Source organism: Amorphus sp. MBR-141, assembly GCF_053628695.1.
The window spans coordinates 278,357-300,429 of sequence record NZ_JBRJGW010000005.1; the positions used below are offsets into that span (position 1 = coordinate 278,357).

The following is a 22,073-nucleotide window of genomic DNA, read 5'->3' on the forward strand; positions in this document are numbered from 1 at the left end:
TCAGGCCGCGCCGTCAGCCGCCGAAGCGGTCCGCCCAGGTCGGCAGCACGTCGCGGTCGGCCGCCGCTGCCGCGTGGACGCCGCGGGCGATGGCGCGGGCGAGCGTCGCCGCCGCCGCCGCGCCCAGCTCGATCGGCTCGAACAGCGCGTCGGCGATCGGCCGGCGCCCTGTCGACAGCGTGAAGATGGTGTCGCCGTCATAGGGCGTGTGGGCCGGCCACAGGGCGCGCGAGAAGCCGTCGTGGGCGGCGATCGCCAGCCGCTTGAGCTGCGCCTTGGAGAGGATCGCGTCGGTGGCCACCACCGCGATGGTGGTGTTGGCGCCGGCCTTCAGGGCGTCGAGCTTGGTGATGAGCCGGCTGGCATCGGCGGGCAGCGGATGCGGCATGCCGCGGCCGCCGAATTCGCCGTCGAGCTCGAAGGGGGCCGCCCAGAAGTGGGCGCCGCCGGCGATGGTGGCGGTGCCGACGGCGTTGACGCCGACGATCGCCGCGACCGTGTGGCCGCTGGGGAGCACGGTGGAGGCCGAGCCGAGGCCGCCTTTCAAGTCGGCCGTGGTGCAGCCGGTGCCGAGGCCTACGGTGCCGATGCGCACGTCGTCGGCCGAGGCGGCGCGCACGGCGGCCAGCCCCAGCGCGCGGAACGGCGGCACGTCCCCCCACGCCTTGTCGCCGCCGTTGGCGAGATCGAAGACGATCGCCGCGGGCGCGATGGGCACCCGGAACCCGGCCACCTCGGCGCCGCGGCCCATGGCGGCCAGCGCCGACAGCGCGCCGTCGGCGGCGGCCAGCCCGAACGCCGAGCCGCCGGACAGCACGATCGCATCGACCGCTGGGATCATCTGCTCCGGCGCCAGCAGGTCGGTCTCGCGGGTGCCGGGCGCCCCGCCCAGCACCGCTACCGAGGCCGCCGCCGGCGCGTCCGGCACCACCACGGTCACGCCGCTCTTGACGTGGGGATCCTCGGCGTGGCCGACGGTCAGGCCGGCGACGTCGAGCAGGTGATTGCGGGGTCCGGGGCGCATCGGCGTTGCCTCCGATCGGATGGGGAAAAGGGGGCCTGAAACGACAACGCCCGCCGGCCGGGGAGACCGGCGGCGGGCGCTGCGAACGCGTCGGGCGCGGACGCCGCTACTGCTTGGCGGGCGCGTCGCCGCTCGCCGGGTTCCCGGGGCCGGAGCCGTCCGTCGCGCCGGTGGCCGGCTCGGCGGCGGGCTCGTTCGCGGCGACGCCGACCGACAGCACGTTCGGCAGCGTCTGCGGCGCCATCATCACCGTGCCGACGATCTGGGCGAACGGCACCGGGGCCGCCGGCTTCGCGGTGATCTCCAGCGACTGCGGGTCGTTGAGGAACATCTTCACCGCGGCGGAGACCTTCTCCTCGAAGCCCTTGTTCTCGAGCATCGCCAGCATCTGCGACACCTGCATGTTGAGGGTGTCGATCAGCTCCGGCTTGGTGACGCTCTGATCCTTGGCGGTGAGCTCCATCGCGCGGCCGGCCAGCGAGGCGTCGTCGTAGCGGATCGTCAGGCCCGCGACGCTGACGCCCTGCATGGTCTGCATCAGCTGGGAGAAGTCGTTGTCGTCCTGCTGCAGCGCGGCCACCACCTCGGGCGTCAGGCCGAGGAACTGGCCGGACATCTTCAGGGTGCCCATGTCCTTGGCGGAGACCTCCAGCTGCTTCAGCGTCGCGGTGCCGTCGTCGGAGTTCCAGTCGCCCTCGGCGGCAAGGTCGACGACGATCTCGGAGTAGCCGAGGTCGGTGAGCCGCTTGCGGGTTTCCTCGTCCTCGATGGTGGCCGTCTCCATGACGGCGTTCTCGAGCTTGATGGTGCCGCCGCGCGGATCGCCGTCGATGCGCCTGGTGACGGCCAGCAGGGCGCGTTCCACCGGCAGCTCCGAGCCGTTCTCGTCGGTGAAGACGAGCTTGGTCAGCTCCGCGTCCTGGTAGTCGGAGAGGCTGGAGGACGGCTCGCCGCTGGCGGTGGCGGGCCGCTCGATCGGGATCTCCGGCTTGTTGACGACGATGCTCGCGACCGTCAGCTTCGACTGGCTGTCGACCTCGTCCATCGTGACGTCTTCGATGGAGAGCGAATCGGCGGTCAGCACGCCGTCGGCGACCCGGCCGTTGGCGATGGCGGTCGTGCCGAGCAGGGCGGTGCCGCTTCCGGCGTCGCCGGTGTAGCCGACCTTGATGTCGCTGATGGTGACGGTGGAGCCGGAGGCGGCCACGTCGCCATGGGTGAGCGTGCCGCCGTCGTTCGGCTCGATTGCGGTCAGGAAGGCGTCGGCCACCTCGTTGCCCGTCGGCTCGATGGCAAGCGACGGCTGCGCGAAGGCGACGAGCATGGAAACCAGCGCAGCGGTGCCGGAAACCCGGAGAGCGTTCATATCAGTGACCTCTGAAATCTCATCTGCTTCGGACGTGGCGGGCGCTCGATCGGTGCCGGAGGCGCCAGTTCGGCGTCACTCTGGTGGAGGATGTCGTCGAGAGCAAGACAACCGGGCCGCTTCCGCCGTGACGTGCGTCACGGACTTGACGGATGCGGGCGGCGTGGACAGGTTCTCGGCCGGAAGCCGAGCCAACCGCAATTCGAGGGACTGATGACCGACCGCTCCTGCCTGGCGATCATCCTGGCGGCCGGCGAGGGAACGCGGATGCGCTCCCAGACGCCGAAGGTCCTGCACGAGATCGCCCATCGGCCGATGATCGGCCATGTGCTGCATGCGGCCGGCGAGGCCGGCGTGGCGCGCCGCGCCGTCGTCGTCGGTCATGGCGCGGCGACGGTGCGCGATGCGGTGGACCGGCTGGACGCCGCGGCCGAGGTGTTCGAGCAGACCGAGCGGCTGGGCACGGCCCATGCGGTGCTGCAGGCGGCGCCCGCCGTCTCCGGCGACCTACACGATATCGTGATCCTCTACGGCGACGTGCCGCTGGTGACGCCGGAGACCATCGCCCGGCTGCGCGCCGGTCTTGCCGCCGGCTCCGACCTGGTCGTGCTCGGCTTCGAGGCGGCGGACCCCACCGGCTACGGCCGCCTGCTCCTGGACGGCGACCGCCTGGTGGCGATCCGCGAACACGCCGAGGCGAGCGAGGCGGAGCGCCGCGTCACCCTGTGCAACTCCGGCATGCTGGCGGTGCGCGCCGACCGGCTGCTGCCGCTCCTGCAGGCCATCGGCAACGCCAACGCCAAGGGCGAGTACTACCTGACCGACGCCATCGAGATCGCCAACGCGCAAGGGCTCGCGGTGTCGGTCGAGGTGACCGGCGAGGAGGAGCTGATGGGCGTCAACGACCGCGCCCAGCTCGCCGCCGCCGAGGCCGCCTTCCAGCGCCGCGCCCGGGCGCGGGTGCTCGCCTCCGGCGTCACCATGCACGCCCCCGACACGGTGATGTTCGCCGCCGACACCGAGATCGAGCCCGACGCGGTGATCGAACCCTACGTGGTCTTCCGCAAGGGCGTGTCCGTCGCCGCCGGCGCGGTGGTGCGGGCGTTCAGCTACCTGGAGGGCGCGCGCCTCGAAGGCGGGGCGCTGGTCGGCCCGTTCGCCCGGCTGCGCGACGGCACCCAGGTCGGCGAGGGCGCGAAGATCGGCAACTTCGTGGAGATGAAGAACACCGACCTCGGCCCGGGCGCGAAGGTGAACCATCTTGCCTACGTGGGCGACACGACGATCGGTGCGCGCGCCAACCTCGGGGCCGGGACCATCACCTGCAACTACGACGGCACCCACAAATTCCGCACGGAGATCGGCGCCGGCGCGTTCGTCGGCTCCAACTCGGCGCTGGTGGCGCCGATTCGCATCGGCGACATGGCCTATGTCGGCACCGGCAGCGTCATCACCGACGACGTGCCCGAAGGCGCGCTGGCGATCGCCCGCGCCCGGCAGGTGGTCAAGCCGGACCGCTCGCCGCTGCGCGGGCGCGCGAAAAAGCCGGCCGGCGACTGAGCCGGTCCGGCGCGGTCACACTTCGAAACCTGGATTGATTCCCGTACCCGCCGGCGACCGGCTAGAACCCCCGCGGACACGAGCTGCATCCGAGTCGGTTTGAAAAGGGGTCTCACGTGTGTGGAATCGTTGGCGTTCTCGGCAGTGAACCTGCTGCCCCGCTGCTGCTCGACGCGCTGAAGCGGCTGGAGTACCGGGGCTACGATTCCGCCGGCATCGCCACCCTCGACGGCGACGGCCACCTGGCGCGCCTGCGCGCCCCCGGCAAGCTGCGCAACCTCGAGAAGGCCCTCGACGCGCATCCGCTGGCGGGCACCGCCGGCATCGGACACACCCGCTGGGCGACCCACGGGGCGCCGACCGAGGCCAACGCCCATCCCCACGTCGCCGGCCGCGTCGCCGTGGTCCACAACGGCATCATCGAGAACTACCGCGCGCTGCGCGACGCGCTGATCGCCGGCGGCGCCCGCATCGAGAGCGAGACCGACACCGAGATCGTCGCCCATCTGGTCAACCGGGCGCTCGAGGCCGGCAGCACCCCGGAGGAGGCGGTGCGCAACACCCTGGCCAGGCTGCACGGCGCCTATGCGCTGGCGATCCTGATCGACGGCGAGGAGGACCTGATCGCGGCCGCCCGGGTCGGCAGCCCGCTGGCCATCGGCCTCGCCGACGACGGCACCTATCTCGGCTCCGACGCGATTGCGCTGGCGCCGTTCTCCGACCGGCTGGTCTATCTGGAGGAAGGCGACTGGGCGCTGCTCAGCCGCTCCGGCGTGCGCATCTTCGACGAAAGCGGCCTGGAGGTCGACCGGGCGGTGACGCCGACGCCGTCGAGCGTCTCGCTGGCCGAGAAGGGCAACTACCGCCACTTCATGGCGAAGGAGATCCACGAGCAGCCCGCCGTGCTCGGCCACACCTTCGGCCACTATCTCGACCTGTCGAGCGAGACGGTGCGGGTCGCCGAGGCGGCGTCCATCGACTTTGCGCGCGCCGGCCGCATCTCGATCTCGGCCTGCGGCACCGCCTACTACGCCGGGCTCGTCGGGCGCTACTGGTTCGAGCGGCTGGCGCGCTTGCCGGTCGACATCGATATCGCCTCGGAATTCCGCTACCGCGAAGCGCCGCTGTCGCCGGACGACCTGGCGCTGTTCATCTCCCAGTCCGGCGAGACGGCCGACACGCTGGCCTCGCTGCGCTACACCCGCGCCGCCGGCCAACAGATCGCCGCCGTGGTCAACGTGCCGACCTCGTCGATCGCACGGGAGGCCGACGTGGCGCTGCCGACGCTCGCCGGGCCGGAGATCGGCGTCGCCTCGACCAAGGCGTTCACCTGCCAGCTGGCGGTGCTTGCCTCGCTCGCGGTCCACGCGGCGAAGGAGCGCGGCACGCTCTCGGCCGAGGACGTGCGCACCCACGTCCGGGCGCTGGCGGAAACGCCGGGCTACGTCGCCGAGGCGCTGCGCCAGGAGCCGCACATCGAGCACATTGCCCGCGGCCTCGCGCATGCCCGCAATGCGCTCTATCTCGGCCGCGGCACCAGCTTCCCGCTGGCGCTCGAAGGGGCGCTGAAGCTCAAGGAGATCTCCTACATCCACGCCGAGGGCTATGCCGCCGGAGAACTGAAGCACGGGCCGATCGCGCTGATCGACGAGGACATGCCGGTCGTGGTGGTGGCGCCGTTCGACGCGGTGTTCGAGAAGGTCGCCTCCAACATCCAGGAGGTGGCGGCGCGCGGCGGCCAGATCATCCTGATCACCGATGCGCGCGGCGCCGAACTGATCGGTTCCGATGCGGCCGAGACGATCATCATGCCGACGGTCCCGGAATTCGTCGCGCCGATCGTCTATGCGATTCCGGTGCAGCTGCTCGCCTACCACGCCGCCGTGCAGAACGGCACGGACGTCGACCAGCCGCGCAATCTGGCGAAGTCCGTGACGGTCGAATAGCGCGGATCCGACCGGGCAAATTGTTCCCGTTGCCGGCAGAAAAATCCTGCTGGCGTTCGGTTTGCATCTCCTATCTTAAGAAGGATCCGGCACGCCGTTTCCGTGCATGTGTTGCCGCCGGTTCGGACGGTTTTGGGAGACGTGACGATCGATGAAACGAGACCCGCGGGGTCCTGAGACGGACCAGATCCCGAAGCCACGCACCTCGGTCTGGGCGCGCTTGCGGAACTATTTCCTCACCGGTGTCGTGTTCGCGGCGCCGCTGACGATCACGTTCCTGATCACCTGGTCGTTCGTGCGCTGGGTCGATGCCTGGGTGAAGCCCTTCATCCCGCACCGCTACAATCCCGACACCTATCTGAGCTTCCCGCTGCCGGGCATCGGCCTGATCGTCGCGCTCGTCGGCCTGACGCTGCTCGGGTTCCTGACGGCGAACATCTTCGGCCGGACGCTGCTGTCGTTCGGCGAGCAGATGCTCAACCGGATGCCGCTCGTCCGCAACCTCTACAAGGCGCTGAAGCAGATCTTCGAGACGGTGCTGTCGGAGCGCGGCAGGTCGTTCCAGCAGGCCGGCCTGATCGAGTATCCGCGCCGCGGCATCTGGTCGATCGTGTTCATTTCGACCGAGGCCAAGGGCGAGGTGGCGCACCGGCTGTCCGAGGACGACTTCATCTCGGTCTTCCTGCCGACCACGCCGAACCCGACCTCAGGCTTCCTGCTCTATCTGCCGCGGCAGGAGGTCAAGATCCTCGACATGAGCATCGAGGATGCCGCCAAGCTCATCATTTCCGCGGGCCTCATCGCCCCGGATTTCGACGGCGGCGTCCAACCGCTGGAGAGGACGCCGGCCGAAGACGACGGCGCGCCGGCGGCGGCGACCGACGCCCCGGATCAGCCGGCGCGCAGCAGCCGCACCGCCTCGTCGCGCTCGAACAGGTAGAGCAGGATCCGGAGCGCCCGGCCGCGCTCGGTGACGAGGTCCGGATCGGTCTCGATGATCATCCGGGCGTCGTCGTGGGCGGCGGCGATCAGCTCGCCGTGCAGCTCCGGCACGGCGAGACGGAAGCCCGGCAGGCCGCTCTGGCGCGTGCCCAGAAGCTCGCCTTCGCCGCGCAGGCGCAGGTCCTCCTCGGCGATCACGAAGCCGTCCTCGCTGTCGCGCATCACCGACAGGCGGCCCTTCGCCGTCTCGCCGAGCGGCTCCTTGTAGAGCAGCAGGCAGACCGACCGGCGGGCGCCGCGGCCGACGCGGCCGCGCAGCTGATGCAGCTGGGCGAGGCCGAAGCGCTCGGCGTGCTCGATCACCATGATCGTCGCGTCCGGCACGTCGACGCCGACCTCGACCACCGTGGTGGAGACCAGCACCTTCAGGTCGCCGGTGCGGAACCGGTCCATCACCTCGTCGCGCTCGGAGCCCTTGATCTTGCCGTGGACGAGCCCGACCCGGTCGCCCAGCCGGGCCTGCAGCGCCCGGTGGCGCTCGGTGACGGCGGCGAGCTCGACCACGTCGGAATCCTCCACCAGCGGGCAGATCCAGTAGGCCTTCTCGCCGCGCGCCAGCGCCGCCTCCAGCCGGTCGACCACGTCGTCGAGGCGGCCGAGCGGCACGGTACGGGTGTCGATGGGGGTGCGGCCGGGCGGCTTCTCGGTGAGCCGCGAGACGTCCATGTCGCCGAACACGGTGAGCACCAGGGTGCGCGGGATCGGCGTCGCGGTCATCACCAGCACGTCGCTCGACGGGCCTTTCTCCGAGAGCGCCAGCCGCTGGTGCACGCCGAACCGGTGCTGCTCGTCGACGATCACCAGGCCAAGGTCGCGGAACGTCACGTCCTCCTGGAACATGGCGTGGGTGCCGATGACCAGGTCGATCGTGCCGGCATCGAGGCCGCTGCGGATCTGATTGCGCTCGCCCGCCGGCACGCCGCCGACGAGCAGACGGCAGCTGATGCCGAATTTCGCGAACAGCGGCGCGAGCGCCTCGAAATGCTGGCGGGCGAGGAGCGCGGTGGGCGCCATCAGGGCGGCCTGGGATCCGCTGGTCACCACCATGGCGATGGCGACGACGGCCACCGCCGTCTTGCCGGAGCCGACGTCGCCCTGCAGCAGGCGCAGCATCCGGTGGGGCGCCTTCAGGTCGGCGGCGATCTCGGTCAGCGCCTCGCTCTGGGCGTTGGTGAGCTCGAAGGGCAGGGCGGCGCGCACGGCGGCGACGCGCGCGGCGTCCCAGGTCCGCGACACGCCGGACTGGCGGCGGATGCGGCGGCGGATCAGCGCCAGCGCCAGCTGGCCGGACAGGAGTTCGTCGTAGGCGAGCCGCAGGCGGGCCGGGGCGTTCGGCGACAGGTCGGCGACGTCGGTCGGGTGGTGCAGGCGGGTCAGCGCCGCGTGGAAGGACGGATAGCCGCCCTTGGCGAGCCAGTGCCGGTCCTGCCACTCCGGAAGGTCCGGCACGGTCTCCAGCGCGCCGGCGATGGTCTTGGCGAGGACGCGTCCCGTCAGCCCCTCGGTGAGGGGATAGATCGGCTCGATGGTCGGCAGCTTGTCCTCGTCCTCAAGCGCCACCGCGTGGTCCGGGTGGACCATCTGCGGCCGGCCGCTGTACCATTCGACCTTGCCGGAGACGAGCCGGGTCTCGCCCTCGGGCAGCAGCCGGCGCAGCCAGTCGGGCTGGGCGTGGAAGTAGACCAGCGCCAGTTCGCCGGTCTCGTCGTGGGCGTAGACCTTGTAGGGCGCACCGCGGCGCTTCGGCGCCTCGTGGCGGTCGATGCGCACCGTCAGCGTGGCGATCGCGCCGTGCGGCGCCGTGGCGATCTCCGGCCGCGCCCGCCGGTCGAGCACGTCGACGGGCAGGTGGAAGACGAGGTCGCCGACGCGCGGATCGTCGCTGGCGCGGCCGAGAAGGCGCGCATAATGCCGGACCGACTTCGGCCCGACGCCGCCCAGGTCCGTCAGCGCGCGAAAAAAGGGATTGAGTTCGGCAGGTCGCATCGGGCATTCACGGGGTTTCGCGCGGCGGTCTCGGCCGGCGCGCCACGGGGCGCTGATGATGCGGTCACTCGCATCCGCCTGCGCAAGTACCACGTAAGCGCAGGAAAGACACCGATCCCGCGTCCCGTCGCCGGCCTTCGCGGCGATCCATTCTCGACGGAGCCTGTCCGCGCCATGATCATCGACGCCGCCGCGATCCGGCAGCCCTTCCGTGTCCCCGTCCCGACCCGCGCGGGAGGCCGGCCATGAGCGGCACCGTACGCTCGTCCGACGGGCTCGACGTCCGCCGCAAGAAGCTGCTGTTCCATGCCTGGCATCGCGGCACCCGGGAGATGGACCTGCTGCTCGGCCGCTTCGCCGACGCCACCATCGGCGAGCTGTCCGACGACGAGATCGGCGCCTTCGAGGCGCTGATGGAGGTGCCGGACCCCGACCTCTACGCCTGGATCGCCGGCCAGGCCGACGTGCCCGCCAACTGGGACGACCGGCTGCTGCGCAAGATCATCGCCTTCCACACACCTTCATGAACCGAGCCGTGACGACCGCCATGCGCGCCGCAACCGCCTCCCTTGCCGCCGTCCGACCGGATCCCGGCACGACGATCACCGTGGCCGACGTGCCCGACGGGCTGGAAGGCCTGGTGCTGGGCGACATCGCGCGCGCCGGCGGAACCGCGCCCTCGGTGCTGTTCGTCGCCCGCGACGGCCAGCGCCTGCAGGCGGTGCAGGAGTCGCTTGCCTTCTTCGCGCCCGACGTGACGGTGCTGGAATTCCCCGCCTGGGACTGCATGCCCTACGACCGGGTGTCGCCGAACCCGGCGGTCCAGGCGCGGCGCATGGCGGCGCTGGCGCGCCTCGTCTCGACCGACGCCTCCGACCGGCCGCGGGTGCTGCTGACCACCGCCAACGCCGTCGTGCAGCGGCTGCCGGCGCGGACCTGGATCGAGAGCGACGTCTGGTCGGCCGCCGCGGGCGGCCAGATCGCCATGGAGAGCGTCGTCCGCTGGCTCGACGCCAACGGCTTCCTGCGCACCCCGACGGTGCGCGAGGCCGGCGAGTATGCGGTGCGCGGCGGCATCGTCGACCTCTACGCGCCGGGCTCGGAGTCGCCCGTGCGCCTCGACTTCTTCGGCGACACGCTGGAATCGATCCGGCCCTTCGATCCGGAGACCCAGCGCACCACCGGCCAGCAGCCGCGCCTGGACCTGGTGCCGATGAGCGAGGTGGTCATCGGCCCCGACGTGGTGACCCGCTTCCGCACCGCCTACCGCGAGAGCTTCGGCGCCCCCAGCCGCGACGACCTGCTCTACACCTCGGTGAGCGAGGGCCGCCGCCATCCGGGCATCGAGCACTGGCTGCCGCTGTTCCACGACCACCTCGACACGCTGTTCGCCTTCGTGCCGGGCGCGGTGACCGTGCTCGACCATCTGGCCGACGAGTCCGTCCGCAACCGGCTGAGCGAGGTCGCCGACCACTACGAGGCGCGCCGCGCCGGCATCGGGGCCGGGCAGGGCGGCGTTCCCTACCATCCGATCGAGCCCGCCACCCTCTATCTCGGCGAGGACGAGCTGAAGGCCGACATGGCGGCGCCCGGCCAGGTGCGCTTCACGCCGTTCATGGTGCCGGAGACCCAGGAGACCGGTCCGGTGCGCGATGCCGCCGGCCGGGTCGGCCGGACGTTTGCGGCGGAGCGGGCGGCCGAGGACGTCAACGTCTTCGATGCGCTGGTCAAGCACGTCGCCAGCCTGCGCAAGGCGAAGAAGCAGGTGGTGATCGCCGCCTGGAGCCTCGGCTCGCGCGACCGGCTGCTGCAGGTGCTCGACGACCACGGCATCGGCAAGGTCACGCCCGTCGCCGACTGGAACGAGGCGCTCGGCCTGCCCGACGGCACCGTGGCGCTGGCGGCGCTGGGGATCGAGACCGGCTTCGAGACCGACAGCCTCGCCATCATCGCCGAGCAGGACGTGCTGGGCGACCGGCTGATCCGCGGCAAGCGCCGCAAGCGCTCCAACGCCGACGTGCTCACCGAGGCCTCCAGCCTCGCCGAGGGCGATCTGGTGGTGCACGCCGACCACGGCATCGGCCGCTTCATCGGCCTGAAGACCATCGAGGCCGCCGGCGCGCCGCACGACTGCCTGGAGCTCGCCTACCACAACGGCGACAAGCTGTTCCTGCCGGTGGAGAACATCGAGCTCTTGTCGCGCTACGGCTCCGACGAGGCCGAGGCGCAGCTCGACCGGCTGGGCGGCGGCGCCTGGCAGGCGCGCAAGGCCCGCATGAAGCAGCGGATCCGCGACATGGCGGGTCAGCTCATCAAGATCGCCGCGGCGCGCGCCATGCGCCATGCCGCCGTCATCGAGCCGCCGTCGGGGGCCTACGACGAGTTCGCCTCGCGCTTCCCCTACGAGGAGACCGAGGACCAGCTCGGCGCCATCGACGCCATCTTCGAGGACCTCGCCACCGGCCGGCCGATGGACCGGCTGGTCTGCGGCGACGTCGGCTTCGGCAAGACCGAGGTGGCGCTGCGCGCCGCCTTCGTCGCCGCCATGACCGGTCGCCAGGTCGCCGTGGTGGTGCCGACGACGCTGCTGTCGCGCCAGCACTTCAAGACCTTCACCGAGCGCTTCCAGGGCCTGCCGGTGCGCATCGCCCAGGCCTCGCGGCTGGTGAGCGCCAAGGAGATGGCGCAGGTGAAGGCGGGGCTCGCCGACGGCTCCATCGACATCGTGGTCGGCACCCATGCGGTCCTCGGCAAGGCCATCCAGTTCCGCGACCTGGCGCTGCTGATCGTCGACGAGGAGCAGCACTTCGGCGTCAAGCACAAGGAGCGGCTGAAGGAGATCAAGGCCGAGGTGCACGTGCTGACGCTGTCGGCGACGCCGATCCCGCGCACCCTGCAGCTGGCGCTCACCGGCGTGCGCGAGCTGTCGCTGATCGCCACGCCGCCGGTCGACCGGCTGGCGGTGCGCACCTTCGTCTCGCCGTTCGACCCGCTGGTGATCCGCGAGACGCTGCTGCGCGAGCTCTATCGGGGCGGCCAGGCCTTCTACGTCTGCCCGCGCGTCTCTGACCTCGCCGAGCGCAAGGCCTTCCTCGACGAGACGGTGCCGGAGGTGAAGGTCGCCGTCGCCCACGGCCAGATCCCGGCGGGGGAGCTGGAAGACATCATGACGGCCTTCTACGAGGGCAAGTACGACGTGCTGCTCTCGACGACGATCGTGGAGTCCGGCCTCGACATCCCGACCGCCAACACGCTGATCGTCCACCGCGCCGACATGTTCGGCCTGTCGCAGCTCTACCAGCTGCGCGGCCGCGTCGGCCGCTCCAAGCAGCGCGCCTACGCGCTGTTCACGGTGCCGGCCAACAAGACGCTGACGCCGTCGGCGGAGCGCCGGCTGAAGGTGCTGCAGTCGCTGGACACGCTGGGGGCGGGCTTCCAGCTGGCCAGCCACGACCTCGACATCCGCGGCGCCGGCAACCTGCTCGGCGAGGAGCAGTCCGGCCACATCAAGGAGGTCGGCTACGAGCTCTACCAGCAGATGCTGGAAGAGGCGGTGGCCAGCCTGAAGAGCGGCGAGGACGAGGGCGACGACCAGCAGTGGTCGCCGCAGATCGCCGTCGGCACGCCGGTGATGATCCCGGAAGCCTACGTGCCGGACCTGTCGCTGCGGCTGTCGCTCTACCGGCGCCTGGCCGACCTGACCGAGGCCGAGGACATCGACGCGTTCGCGGCCGAGCTGGTGGACCGCTTCGGGCCCATCGGCGACGAGGTCGAGGCGCTGCTGAAGATCGTCTACATCAAGGGGCTGTGCCGCAAGGCCAACATCGACAAGGTCGACGCCGGGCCGAAGGGGCTGGTCATCGGCTTCCGCGGCAACGTCTTCCCCAACCCGGCCGGGCTGGTCGCCTACATCGGCGAGCAGAGCATCCTCGCCAAGATGCGGCCCGACCACCGGCTGGTGCTCCAGCGCAACTGGCCGACCCCGGAAGACCGGCTGAAGGGAACGGCGACGATCCTGGCGAAGCTGGTCCGCATCGCCGAGGGTGGCCAAAAGGCCGCCGCCTGACCGGGAAGCGGGCGAGCGGTCTCCCGGGCGCGGCCGCCCGGCCGCGCATGCATTCCGGCCGAGACCGTGTCTTTCCTGCGCTGGACAGAGCGGCCCCCGGCGGGCACACCATGGGGCGGGAAGGAACCGGCAGATGGTGGATCGCGTGCGGGCAAGACGGGTTTTTCTGGGTGTCGCCACGACCTGCCTGATCGTTGCCGGCTGCGCGAGCAAGCCCCAGGGTGTCCTCGTGCCGTTCGACGGTGCGATCACCGGCACCAACGTGGTCGACCTGGTGGTCGCGACCACCCGCGTCTACGACGATGTCGACCCGGGGTTCCTGTTTTCCGGCGATCGCGCCGACACCACCGCTTTCGCCGAGATCAGCGTGTCGATCCCGCCGGATTCGGCGCGCCAGTCCGGCGAGATCCAGTGGCCGCGGAAGCTGCCGCCCGATCCGGCGACGGAGTTCGTCACGGTGGCGGCGAAGCGCGTCGACGAGAAGACGGCGATGGCGCGGGTCGACGCGGAGCTGAAGGAGAACAAGGCGCGGCACGTGCTGGTGTTCATCCACGGCTACAACAACCGCTTCGAGAGCGCCGTCTACCGGCTGGCCCAGATCGTCCACGATTCCCGCGCCCCGGTGGTGCCGGTGCTGTTCACCTGGCCGTCGCGCGGCAAGCTGCTCGCCTACACCTACGACCGCGAGAGCGCCAACTTCTCGCGCGATGCGCTGGAGCGGCTGCTGACGGAGCTGGCGCGCAACCGGCAGGTCGAGACGATCAGCATCCTCTCCCACTCCATGGGCAACTGGGTGACGCTGGAGGCGCTGCGCCAGATGGCCATCCGCAACGGCCACATCAATGCGAAGATCCATGACGTCATGCTGGCCGCGCCGGACGTCGACGTGGACGTGTTCCGGACCCAGGTGGCGGCGTTCGGCGAGCCGCAGCCGAATTTCACGCTGTTCGTGTCGCGCAAGGACAAGGCGCTGGCGGTGTCGCGCCGGGTCTGGGGCGGGGTGCGCCTCGGCGCCATCGATCCGACGTCGGAACCCTACAAGGCCGAGCTGCGCAAGGCCGGCTTCACCGTCGTCGATCTCACCGACGAGAGGACGTCCGACCGGCTCGGGCACAACACCTTCGCCGAAAGCCCGGACGCGGTGCGCCTGATCGGCGCGCAGCTCGCCACCGGGCAGGACCTCAACACCTACAATGTCGGGCTGGGCGAGAAGGTCGGCGAACTGGCGACCGCCACCGGCGCCAATCTCGGGGCTGCCGCCGGCCTCATCGTCACCGCGCCGCTGGCGGTGGTCGACCCGACCACCCGCGAGCACTACGACGACCGCGTCGAGCAGTTCGGCCAGCAGGTCTCCGACACGCTCGTCAGCGCGACCGAGCTGCCGGAGGGCGAGGCCCCACCGCCGGTCACCGACCAGCGGTAGGGTACCCGGGCAGAGCGGACGCTAGCCTGATGCCCGCCCGCGCCGGGGGACGGCGACGTCAGATCTGGTAGCCGCCGCTGATGTCGACCACGCCGCCGGTGATGTAGGCGGCATCCGGCCCTGCCAGGAAGCAGACCGTCGCGGCCACCTCCTCGAGGGTGGCGATGCGGCGGACCGCATGCAGGTCCATCATCGCCTCGGGCAGGTTGTCGGCCACCGCCGATGCCATGTCCGTCGGCATGATGCCGGGCTGCACGACGTTGACGGTGATGTTGCGGGACCCGAGATCGCGGGCCACGCCCTTGGCGTAGCCGAGCACGGCCGCCTTCGTTCCCGCATAGTCGGCCACCCCCGGGAAGGCGATACGGGTGCCGAGGCCCGAACCGATGAAGATGATGCGGCCGCCGTCGGTGAGCTTCTGCGCCGCGGCCCGTGTCGTGGCGACGGCCCCGAGGACGTTGATCTGCCACTGGCGGTCGAGGCCCTCGGTGTCCAGTTCGGGGTCGTCCACGGTCTTGCCCTGAATGGCGATCGCGGCATTGTTGACGAGAATGTCGAGCTTGCCGAAATGGGCAATCACCGCCTCGATCAGCGGCCGGGCGGCGGTGAGGTCGGCCTGGTCGCTCCGGATGGCAAGCGCGCGGACGCCCTTGCTCCGGAGCGTCTCCGCGACGGCTTCGGCCTTGTCGGCGGAGGCGACGTAGCTGATCGCGACATCGGCGCCCCGGTCGGCGAATGCTTCCGCCATGGTGGCACCGAGCCCGCGCGATCCGCCGGTGATGAGAACGACTTTTCCGTCGAGACGACTGGTCATGGGTGGTCCTTTCGATTGGACACGACTGGAGAACCCCGCCGCATGGGCGGCGGGTGATCGAGAGGGCTGGAGCATGCGGTGACTGTGGTCAGCGGCCGGAGGAAGCGACGGACCGATCGGATGCGCTCATTCCATAACGATCATTATTGTAACGATCGTTAGCCATTCTGGACACGGCGCGTCAAGTGATTTAATAACGACCATTATGAAAAACGAATGGACGATCTGATGGGGCGTCATCGCGAGTTCGACGTGGACCAGGCGCTGGACGCGGCGCTGGCCGTGTTCTGGCGCAAGGGCTACGAGGGGGCTTCCTATGCCGACCTGACGGAGGCCACCGGCGTCGAGCGGCCCGGCCTCTATGCCGCGTTCGGCAACAAGGAAGCGCTGTTCCGGCGCGCGCTCGACCGCTACTTCGAGCACTATCTGCACTATGTGCCGGCGGCCCTGAAGGAGCCGACATCCCGCGCGGTCGCGGCCCACGTCCTGCGCGGGGCCATCGAGCTGTGCACGCGCTACCCGGATCGGGCGGGATGTTTCGCGATCAACGGCGCGCTGGCGTGTTCCGACGCGGCCGAGCCCGTCCGCCTGGCGCTGGTCGACGAGCGCGCGTCGGGCGAGGCGGCGCTGCGCGCGCGCTTCGAACAGGCAAAGGCCGACGGCGACCTTCCCGAGGCCGCCGACTGCGGCACGTTGGCCGCCTACGTCATGGCGGTCGCGCACGGCATGGCCGTGCAGGCCAAGGCGGGCTTCAGCGCCGAGACCCTCACCGCCGTGGCCGACCAGGCGCTCGCCAGCTGGCCAGCGCCCGCGTCATCTCAGAAGTAGGACCGGATCGAGGGAGAGGGTCCGCCGGGCTGGAGGAAAGACCCCAGCCCGCGACGACCCATCCGCGTCCCCCTCCCGGAGCCGCGCGCCTATTCCCGGAAGATGGCGCAGAGCTTGTTGCCGTCGGGATCGCGCACGTAGGCGAGGTGGAAAAGGCCCATGGCGGTGTCGCGCGGGCCCGGCGGGTCCTCGATCGAGGTGCCGCCGTGTTCGACGGCGGTGTCGTGGAACTGCTGGACCTGCTCCGGGGAGGCGCACTTGAAGCCGATGGTACCGCCGTTGGCGAAGCAGGCGGTTTCCCCGTCGATCGGCTGGCTGACGGCGAAGGTGTTGCCCGCGTGGCGGTAGAACAGCCGCTGCTGGCCCGTCGCGTTGGTGTTGCGCGCGGCTTCGCCGGCGCCCACCGTTGCCAGCACGGCGTCGTAGAAGCGCTTCGAGCGCTCAATGTCGTTGGACCCGACCATGATGTGACTGAACACGGTTCCTCCCGGAGTTCGTTGTTATCTTTCAGTTGCGTAGATCGAACGCCTCAGGCGTCCGGGCCCTGCTCGACCGGCGGCCGCACGCCGGCCAGCCGCTCCTGGTAGGACTGGCGGATGGCGTCGGCAATCACCGAGGACTCCTGGGCGCCGAGCACGGCGTAGCGGTTGTCGACGATGAAGCAGGGGACGCCCGTCACGCCGATCTTCTGGGCGGTGGCGATCTCGTCCTGCACGGCTTCGCGATCGGCTTCGCCCGCCAGCAGCGCCTCCACCACCGGACCGTCCATGCCGGCGTCGGTGGCGGCGTCCACCAGCGTCTTGCGCTGGGTCAGGTCGGCGGCCTCCACGAAGAACAGCGAGAACAGCCGTTCGACCACCGCGTCCTGCATCTTCTCGCCCTCGATGCCGGCCCAGCGCACCACCCGGTGGGCGTCGATGGTGTTGGGCGAGCGCTCGATCGCCTCGAAGGCGAAGTCGATCCCTTCGGCGCGGCCGAGCTCGACGAGCTGGGCGTGCATCTCCCTGACGCGCTCGTCGTCGCCGAACTTCTCCTTGAAGTAGGCGCGGCGGTCCTTGCCTTCCGGCGGGATCGTCGGGTCGAGCTGGAAGGGGCGCCAGTTGACCACCACGTCGATGCCGGCCACGTCGGCAAGGGCGCCTTCCAGGCGGCGCTTGCCGATGTAGCACCAGGGGCACATGACATCGGAGATCACGTCGACGGTGATCGGTTCGATCGCTTGGGTGTCCGGCACGGCTGACGCCTTTCGTTCGGAAGAGGAAGGGGCACGCCGCCGATGCTCGATCGTCCGGCCCCGTCGGCGCGGTTGGGCGCAAGGTGGGGCGCTTGGGCGCAAAGGGCAACCGGGCTATCGCGCCGGCGCCGCCCACCAGGTGTCGGGCTCGGCGCCGCTGAGGCTTGAGGCCTCGGGCCGCCGGATGCGCGCCCAGCGGCCGATCCACTGGTCGGGAGAGTTGTAGAGGGGCAATCCGTAGAAGCCCGACAGCAGCACCCGGTCGAGGGCGCGCACGGCATCGACGAACTGCGGACGGGTGTCGGCGGCGAGCATTGCCTGGATCATCGCGTCGATCGCCGGGTCGGCGGCGCCGGTGAAGTTGAACGATCCGGTGGCCTTCGCCGCCGCCGAGCTCCAGCGGAACAGCTGCTCGTTGCCCGGCGACAGCGATGAGCGCCAGATCGCCCGGATGACGTCGAAGTCGAACGTCTGCAGCCGCGACTGGTACTGGGCGCTGTCGACGTAGCGGACGTTGACGGTGACGCCGATCGGCTTGGCGAGGCGCTTGTAGGCAAGCGCCAGGCGCTCGTCCTCGCGGGTGGCGACCAGGATCTCGAAGGCGAACGGCGCGCCGGTGGTCTCGTCGACCAGCTGGCCGTTGCGGATCACGTAGCCGGCGTCCTGGAACAGCGACAGCGCCGTGCGCATGTTGGCGCGGTCGCGGCCGGATCCGTCGCCCTTCGGCGGCGCCCAGGTGCCGTCCAGGATGTCGGGCCGCACGGCGTCGGGGTAGGGCGCCAGCAGGGCGCGCTCGGCATCGCTCGCCGGGCGGCCGGTGGAGGCGAGTTCGGAGCCCTGGAAGTAGCTGGTGGTGCGCTCGTACTGGCCGTTCAGCAGGTTCTGGTTGATCCAGGGGAAGTCGAACAGGTAGCCGAGCGCCTCGCGCACCCGGCGGTCGGCGAACTGCGGGCGGCGGGTGTTGAAGGCGAACGAGCGCGCCGCCCGGGGCGTCTGCGTCTCCACGCTGTCCTTCAGCGCCTGGCCGGCGGCGGCGGCGGGAAAGTCGAAGCCGGTCGCCCAGCGGGTCGGGTCGGTCTCGGCGTAGACGTCGACGAGCCCCTTCTTGAACGCCTCGAACAGCGTCGACTGGTCGCGGAAATAGTCGAAGCGGACGCGGTCGAAGTTGAAGCGGCCGCGCACGATGGGAAGCTCGGCGCCCCAGTAGTCCGGATCGCGCTTCAGGACGATCCGCTTGCCCGGGTCGACGGTCTCGACCACGTAGGGGCCGCTGCCGACCGGCGGGCTGAGCGTCGTCTGATCGAAGGTGTCCGGGTCGATGGCGTGCTTCGGGAGCACCGGCATCAGCCCGAGAATCAGCGGCAGCTCGCGGTCGGCGCCGTCCTGGAAGACGAATTTCACGCCGCCGTCGCCGACGCGCTCCACGTGGTCGACCTTGGAATAGTAGCTGCGGTGGTTGGGCCGGCCCTTGTCGCGCAGCAGTTCGTAGGAGAAGATCACGTCGTCGACGGTGACCGGCTCGCCGTCGGAGAACCGCGCCTGCGGCCGCATGTAGAAGGTGACCGAGCCGCGGTCCGCCGGCATCTCGACCGACCCGGCCAGCAGGCCGTAGAGGCTGAACGCCTCGTCGCGGTTCCGCTCCATCAGGCTTTCGTAGACGTTGTTGCCGGTGAGCGGCCCGTAGAACGGCTCCAGCAGGCCGTAGGCGATTTCGCCGCGGACGATGAACGGATTCAGGCTGTCGAACGAGCCGAGCACGCCGTAGGTGACGGTGCCGCCCTTCGGCGCGTCGGGATCGACGTAGGGCAGGTGGTCGAAGCCGGGCGCGAGCTCCGGGGTGCCGACCATGGCGATGCCGTGCGACGGCGCGGCCGCAACCGGGCCGGCGAGCACCATGAGCGCGGCGAGCAGGACGCCCGCGAGGGCTTGCGGGCGGCGTCTCGCGCCCACAGATGGGGGACGTCGGTGTTGCAAAAGGAACATAGCCGCTTCCCGAATCGATGGTCGAACAGGGTCAACCGATCGAAAGACCTAGCAAAGCAGACCCTTTAGTGCATCCGTTGCCGGCCTAGATATTCGGTGCGCGGACGTTTAGAAGGTCACGCGCCGGAGTTATCGAGAGCCGGAGGCCCGACTTCGGCAAGATCGACACCTTGGCGCGGGAGCCGCGCGGCGGTACAACCGCCGAAGATGGCTTCGGACCCGTGCTCGGCATCGCCGAGAGGCGGCCAGTACTAACCCGGATGGAGTTCAAATGGCTGAGCGCAAGATGATGATGAAGGCTCCGGCGCGAACCGGCCTGTTGGTGGCCGGGGCGATCGCCGTCGCGAGCGCCATCTCCCCGGTCCAGGCGCAGACCGAGCAGACCGACAACGCCTGGGTCAAGGTGTGCAACACCGACCCGAACACGAACAAGGAAGTCTGCCTGATCACCCAGGAGATCCGCACCGACTCCGGCCAGTTCCTGGCTTCGGTGGCGATCCGCGAGATCTCCGGCGAGGAGCGGAAGGTGCTGCTGTCGGCGGTGCCGGTGGGCATGCTGATCCAGCCGGGTCTGCGCGTGCAGATCGATGGCGGCAAGCAGGCGCAGGCCCGCTACTCGATCTGCTTCCCGAACGCCTGCTACGCCGAAATGGTGGTGGACGCGGCCTTCGTGACCCAGCTGAAGGCCGGCGGCACGCTGAAGCTCACCACGCTGAACCAGCAGGCGAAGCCGGTGAACTTCGACGTGACCCTGAAGGGCTTCACCTCGGCCTACGACGGCGCCGCCCTCGACCCGCAGGCGCTGCGCCAGCAGCAGGAGCAGCTGCAGGACGAGCTGAACCGGAAGGCCCAGGAGGCCCGCCAGCGGCTCATCGACGAGCAGAAGAAGGCAAGCGAAGCGGCCGAAGGCAGCAACTGATCCTGCCAGCCCGGACGCAGTCGGAGAAAGCGCGGTCGAAAGGCCGCGCTTTTTTCGTGCGCATACGGGGGCGGAACGAGCCCTTCCATGTCGCCATTTCGCGTTACACGTGAAGGACTTATACGGAATTGCTGAAGGTGCTGCGGCGCGTGCCAGGCAGACGCGCCCTGCCTTCTGATCGCGGCACTCCGCGCGCGGGCGCAACCGGTCCGCGCGGCTTCAACCGACGCTGTTCGGAAATGAGGATTGGGGAGCGCCGGGCCGCATCGTGCCGGACCGTTCACCCAGACGTGAACCGGCGAGGGCTCAGTGGCGGCGCATCTCGCGGCTCTGGTAGACGCCGTCCTCGCGGCCGCCGAACATCTCGGCCACCTGCGGATGGCGGATCGGCTCCTCGGACTCGTCCGGTAGCAGGTTCTGTTCGGAGACGTAGGCCACGTACTCTGTCTCCGCGTTCTCCGCGAACAGGTGATAGTAGGGCTGGTCCTTCGACGGGCGAACGTCTTCCGGGATCGCCAGCCACCACTCTTCCGTGTTCGCGAACGTCGGATCCACATCGAAGATGACGCCGCGGAACGGATAGATGCGGTGGCAGACGATCTGACCAATCTGAAATTTCGCAGTCCGCACCTTGTCGACCATCCCTCAATCCTTGATCAGCCCCTCCTAACCAATCCCCAGACGCACTGCAATATATAGATCGTCGGTTAAAGACCTGGAACCGTCCCCATTCCGATCGGCACGGTCGCGGGAATTTCTCAAGATACTGATTCCGGCGCCAATTCTCATTGGCCGAATGCGCCCGTTCGGCCGGGCGCGGTTCTAGAACCCGTAGGCGGCAGCAAGATCGGGATCCTTGTCGGCCACTGCCCTGGCGAGGTCGACGATGACCTTCGCCTGCTTCCAGGTGGCGTCGTCCTGCATCTTGCCGTCGAGCATGACGGCGCCGCTGCCGTCGGGCATCGCCTCCAGGATGCGGCGGGCGAAGGCGACCTCGTCCGGCTCCGGGCTGAACACCCGCTTGGCGATATCAATCTGGCTCGGGTGCAGCGACCAGGCGCCGACGCAACCCATCAGGAAGGCGTTCTGGAACTGGGCCTCGCAGGCATCGGGGTCCTGGAAGTCGCCGAACGGGCCGTAGAACGGCTTGATGCCGGCGGTGGCGCAGGCATCGACCATGCGGCCGATGGTGTAGTGCCAGAGATCCTGCTGGTAGCTTGGCCGGGTGCCGCCGTCGGCGGTCGAATCGGCCAGCACGCGGTAGCCCGGATGGCCGCCGCCGACCCGCGTGGTCTTCATGCGGCGCGAGGCGGCGAGGTCGGCCGGGCCGAGACTCATGCCGTGCATGCGTGGGCTCGCCTGGGCGATCGCGGCGACGTTCTCGACACCCTCTGCGGTCTCCAGGATGGCGTGCAGCAGGATCGGCCGGGCGATCGCGTGCTTCGCCTCGAGCTGGGCGAGCAGCTGGTCGAGATAGTGGATGTCCCACGGGCCGTTGACCTTCGGCACCATGATCACGTCGAGCTTGTTGCCGATCGCCGGCACGATCTCCAGGACGTCGTCCAGCATCCACGGGCTGTCGTAGCTGTTGATGCGGGTCCAGAGGCCCGTGGCGCCGAAGTCCGTCGCCTTGGCCATCTCGATGAAGCCGTGGCGCGCCGCGAGCTTCTGGTCAGCCGGGATGGCGTCCTCCAGGTTGCCGAGGACCACGTCGACCTTGCCGGCAAGCTCCGGCACTTTGGCGCGCACCTTCTCGATGTGCGGCGGCACGAAATGGATCATCCGCTCCAGGCACACCGGCAGCATGCGGAACGGCGCGGGAGCGCCGACGGCGAGCGGTTCGAAAAAGGCGCGGGGTGTCTTCAACGGCTCCTCCTTGACGCCTCGGTCTGGGCCGGCGTTCCCTCCGGATCATGCCGATG

17 protein-coding genes are annotated in these 22,073 nt (G+C 69.9%); 8 read left to right on the top strand and 9 right to left on the bottom strand.

All coding sequences use genetic code 11. The features are described 5' to 3' along the window. Window positions 1–13 precede the first annotated feature (13 nt). Window positions 14–1,024, bottom strand: coding sequence for a P1 family peptidase (locus ACSSVZ_RS09370; protein ID WP_453969546.1), 1,011 nt, complete (start codon window positions 1,022–1,024; stop codon window positions 14–16). Between the two features lie 106 nt (window positions 1,025–1,130). Further along, window positions 1,131–2,390, bottom strand: coding sequence for a hypothetical protein (locus tag ACSSVZ_RS09375; protein WP_453969547.1), 1,260 nt, complete (start codon window positions 2,388–2,390; stop codon window positions 1,131–1,133). A 213-nt stretch (window positions 2,391–2,603) separates the two neighbouring features. Here ACSSVZ_RS09375 and glmU point away from each other — a divergent pair, with 213 nt between their 5' ends. The 3 genes from glmU to ACSSVZ_RS09390 all read left to right on the top strand — a co-directional run bounded on the left by glmU (window position 2,604) and on the right by ACSSVZ_RS09390 (window position 6,836). Then, on the top strand, window positions 2,604–3,950 hold the full coding sequence (gene glmU / locus ACSSVZ_RS09380; RefSeq protein ID WP_453969548.1) for a bifunctional UDP-N-acetylglucosamine diphosphorylase/glucosamine-1-phosphate N-acetyltransferase GlmU: 1,347 nt from the start codon (window positions 2,604–2,606) through the stop codon (window positions 3,948–3,950). Window positions 3,951–4,066: 116 nt separating this feature from the next. Then, the gene (gene glmS / locus ACSSVZ_RS09385) at window positions 4,067–5,896 is read left to right on the top strand and encodes a glutamine--fructose-6-phosphate transaminase (isomerizing) (RefSeq protein WP_453969549.1); all 1,830 of its coding nucleotides are present in this window, start codon (window positions 4,067–4,069) and stop codon (window positions 5,894–5,896) included. A gap of 151 nt (window positions 5,897–6,047) precedes the next feature. Further along, a complete protein-coding gene (locus ACSSVZ_RS09390) occupies window positions 6,048–6,836 on the top strand; it encodes a DUF502 domain-containing protein (RefSeq protein WP_453969550.1) in 789 nt (262 codons plus the stop codon). Here the strand turns inward: ACSSVZ_RS09390 and recG are convergent. Next, entirely contained in the window at window positions 6,788–8,884 is a 2,097-nt protein-coding gene (recG, locus tag ACSSVZ_RS09395) for an ATP-dependent DNA helicase RecG (protein WP_453969551.1), read from the bottom strand. The two genes, ACSSVZ_RS09390 and recG, sit on opposite strands and share 49 nt — an antisense overlap. Before the next feature lie 245 nt (window positions 8,885–9,129). Between recG and ACSSVZ_RS09400 the strand changes: the two genes are divergently transcribed. The 3 genes from ACSSVZ_RS09400 to ACSSVZ_RS09410 all read left to right on the top strand — a co-directional run bounded on the left by ACSSVZ_RS09400 (window position 9,130) and on the right by ACSSVZ_RS09410 (window position 14,373). Beyond that, entirely contained in the window at window positions 9,130–9,411 is a 282-nt protein-coding gene (locus ACSSVZ_RS09400; protein WP_453969552.1) for an FAD assembly factor SdhE, read from the top strand. A 20-nt stretch (window positions 9,412–9,431) separates the two neighbouring features. After that, window positions 9,432–12,950, top strand: coding sequence for a transcription-repair coupling factor (gene mfd, locus ACSSVZ_RS09405; protein ID WP_453969606.1), 3,519 nt, complete (start codon window positions 9,432–9,434; stop codon window positions 12,948–12,950). Between the two features lie 133 nt (window positions 12,951–13,083). Beyond that, window positions 13,084–14,373, top strand: coding sequence for an alpha/beta hydrolase (locus tag ACSSVZ_RS09410; RefSeq protein ID WP_453969553.1), 1,290 nt, complete (start codon window positions 13,084–13,086; stop codon window positions 14,371–14,373). A gap of 58 nt (window positions 14,374–14,431) precedes the next feature. On the opposite strand, the gene ACSSVZ_RS09415 is transcribed toward ACSSVZ_RS09410, so the two are convergent. Continuing rightward, window positions 14,432–15,187 (bottom strand): SDR family NAD(P)-dependent oxidoreductase, encoded by a 756-nt coding sequence (locus ACSSVZ_RS09415; protein WP_453969554.1) that lies wholly within the window; start codon window positions 15,185–15,187, stop codon window positions 14,432–14,434. Between the two features lie 228 nt (window positions 15,188–15,415). Between ACSSVZ_RS09415 and ACSSVZ_RS09420 the strand changes: the two genes are divergently transcribed. After that, the gene (locus tag ACSSVZ_RS09420) at window positions 15,416–16,015 is read left to right on the top strand and encodes a TetR/AcrR family transcriptional regulator (RefSeq protein WP_453969607.1); all 600 of its coding nucleotides are present in this window, start codon (window positions 15,416–15,418) and stop codon (window positions 16,013–16,015) included. 89 nt (window positions 16,016–16,104) lie between these two features. Here the strand turns inward: ACSSVZ_RS09420 and ACSSVZ_RS09425 are convergent, their stop codons facing one another. The 3 genes from ACSSVZ_RS09425 to ACSSVZ_RS09435 all read right to left on the bottom strand — a co-directional run bounded on the left by ACSSVZ_RS09425 (window position 16,105) and on the right by ACSSVZ_RS09435 (window position 19,232). Further along, window positions 16,105–16,494 (bottom strand): VOC family protein, encoded by a 390-nt coding sequence (locus ACSSVZ_RS09425; protein WP_453969555.1) that lies wholly within the window; start codon window positions 16,492–16,494, stop codon window positions 16,105–16,107. Window positions 16,495–16,544: 50 nt separating this feature from the next. Continuing rightward, window positions 16,545–17,249, bottom strand: a complete 705-nt coding sequence (locus ACSSVZ_RS09430) for a DsbA family oxidoreductase (protein ID WP_453969556.1) — start codon at window positions 17,247–17,249, stop codon at window positions 16,545–16,547. 114 nt (window positions 17,250–17,363) lie between these two features. After that, on the bottom strand, window positions 17,364–19,232 hold the full coding sequence (locus ACSSVZ_RS09435) for an extracellular solute-binding protein (protein ID WP_453969557.1): 1,869 nt from the start codon (window positions 19,230–19,232) through the stop codon (window positions 17,364–17,366). Between the two features lie 271 nt (window positions 19,233–19,503). Between ACSSVZ_RS09435 and ACSSVZ_RS09440 the strand changes: the two genes are divergently transcribed. Continuing rightward, the gene (locus ACSSVZ_RS09440) at window positions 19,504–20,151 is read left to right on the top strand and encodes an invasion associated locus B family protein (RefSeq protein WP_453969558.1); all 648 of its coding nucleotides are present in this window, start codon (window positions 19,504–19,506) and stop codon (window positions 20,149–20,151) included. A gap of 306 nt (window positions 20,152–20,457) precedes the next feature. Here ACSSVZ_RS09440 and hspQ read toward each other — a convergent pair whose 3' ends face one another. Together hspQ and ACSSVZ_RS09450 are read right to left on the bottom strand one after the other, a co-directional pair. Continuing rightward, a complete protein-coding gene (gene hspQ, locus ACSSVZ_RS09445; protein ID WP_453969559.1) occupies window positions 20,458–20,793 on the bottom strand; it encodes a heat shock protein HspQ in 336 nt (111 codons plus the stop codon). Window positions 20,794–20,973: 180 nt separating this feature from the next. Continuing rightward, window positions 20,974–22,017: an HpcH/HpaI aldolase/citrate lyase family protein gene (locus tag ACSSVZ_RS09450; RefSeq protein ID WP_453969560.1), complete on the bottom strand. Its 1,044-nt coding sequence runs from the start codon at window positions 22,015–22,017 to the stop codon at window positions 20,974–20,976. Window positions 22,018–22,073 lie beyond the last annotated feature (56 nt).

Coding starts and splice junctions, on each gene's coding strand:
- ACSSVZ_RS09370 (WP_453969546.1), bottom strand. CDS start 1,024: ATGCGCCCCGGACCCCGCAATCACCTGCTCGACGTCGCCGGCCTGACC.
- ACSSVZ_RS09375 (WP_453969547.1), bottom strand. CDS start 2,390: ATGAACGCTCTCCGGGTTTCCGGCACCGCTGCGCTGGTTTCCATGCTC.
- glmU (WP_453969548.1), top strand. CDS start 2,604: ATGACCGACCGCTCCTGCCTGGCGATCATCCTGGCGGCCGGCGAGGGA.
- ACSSVZ_RS09390 (WP_453969550.1), top strand. CDS start 6,048: ATGAAACGAGACCCGCGGGGTCCTGAGACGGACCAGATCCCGAAGCCA.
- recG (WP_453969551.1), bottom strand. CDS start 8,884: ATGCGACCTGCCGAACTCAATCCCTTTTTTCGCGCGCTGACGGACCTG.
- ACSSVZ_RS09400 (WP_453969552.1), top strand. CDS start 9,130: ATGAGCGGCACCGTACGCTCGTCCGACGGGCTCGACGTCCGCCGCAAG.
- mfd (WP_453969606.1), top strand. CDS start 9,432: ATGCGCGCCGCAACCGCCTCCCTTGCCGCCGTCCGACCGGATCCCGGC.
- ACSSVZ_RS09410 (WP_453969553.1), top strand. CDS start 13,084: ATGGTGGATCGCGTGCGGGCAAGACGGGTTTTTCTGGGTGTCGCCACG.
- ACSSVZ_RS09415 (WP_453969554.1), bottom strand. CDS start 15,187: ATGACCAGTCGTCTCGACGGAAAAGTCGTTCTCATCACCGGCGGATCG.
- ACSSVZ_RS09420 (WP_453969607.1), top strand. CDS start 15,416: ATGGGGCGTCATCGCGAGTTCGACGTGGACCAGGCGCTGGACGCGGCG.
- ACSSVZ_RS09435 (WP_453969557.1), bottom strand. CDS start 19,232: ATGTTCCTTTTGCAACACCGACGTCCCCCATCTGTGGGCGCGAGACGC.
- ACSSVZ_RS09440 (WP_453969558.1), top strand. CDS start 19,504: ATGGCTGAGCGCAAGATGATGATGAAGGCTCCGGCGCGAACCGGCCTG.
- hspQ (WP_453969559.1), bottom strand. CDS start 20,793: ATGGTCGACAAGGTGCGGACTGCGAAATTTCAGATTGGTCAGATCGTC.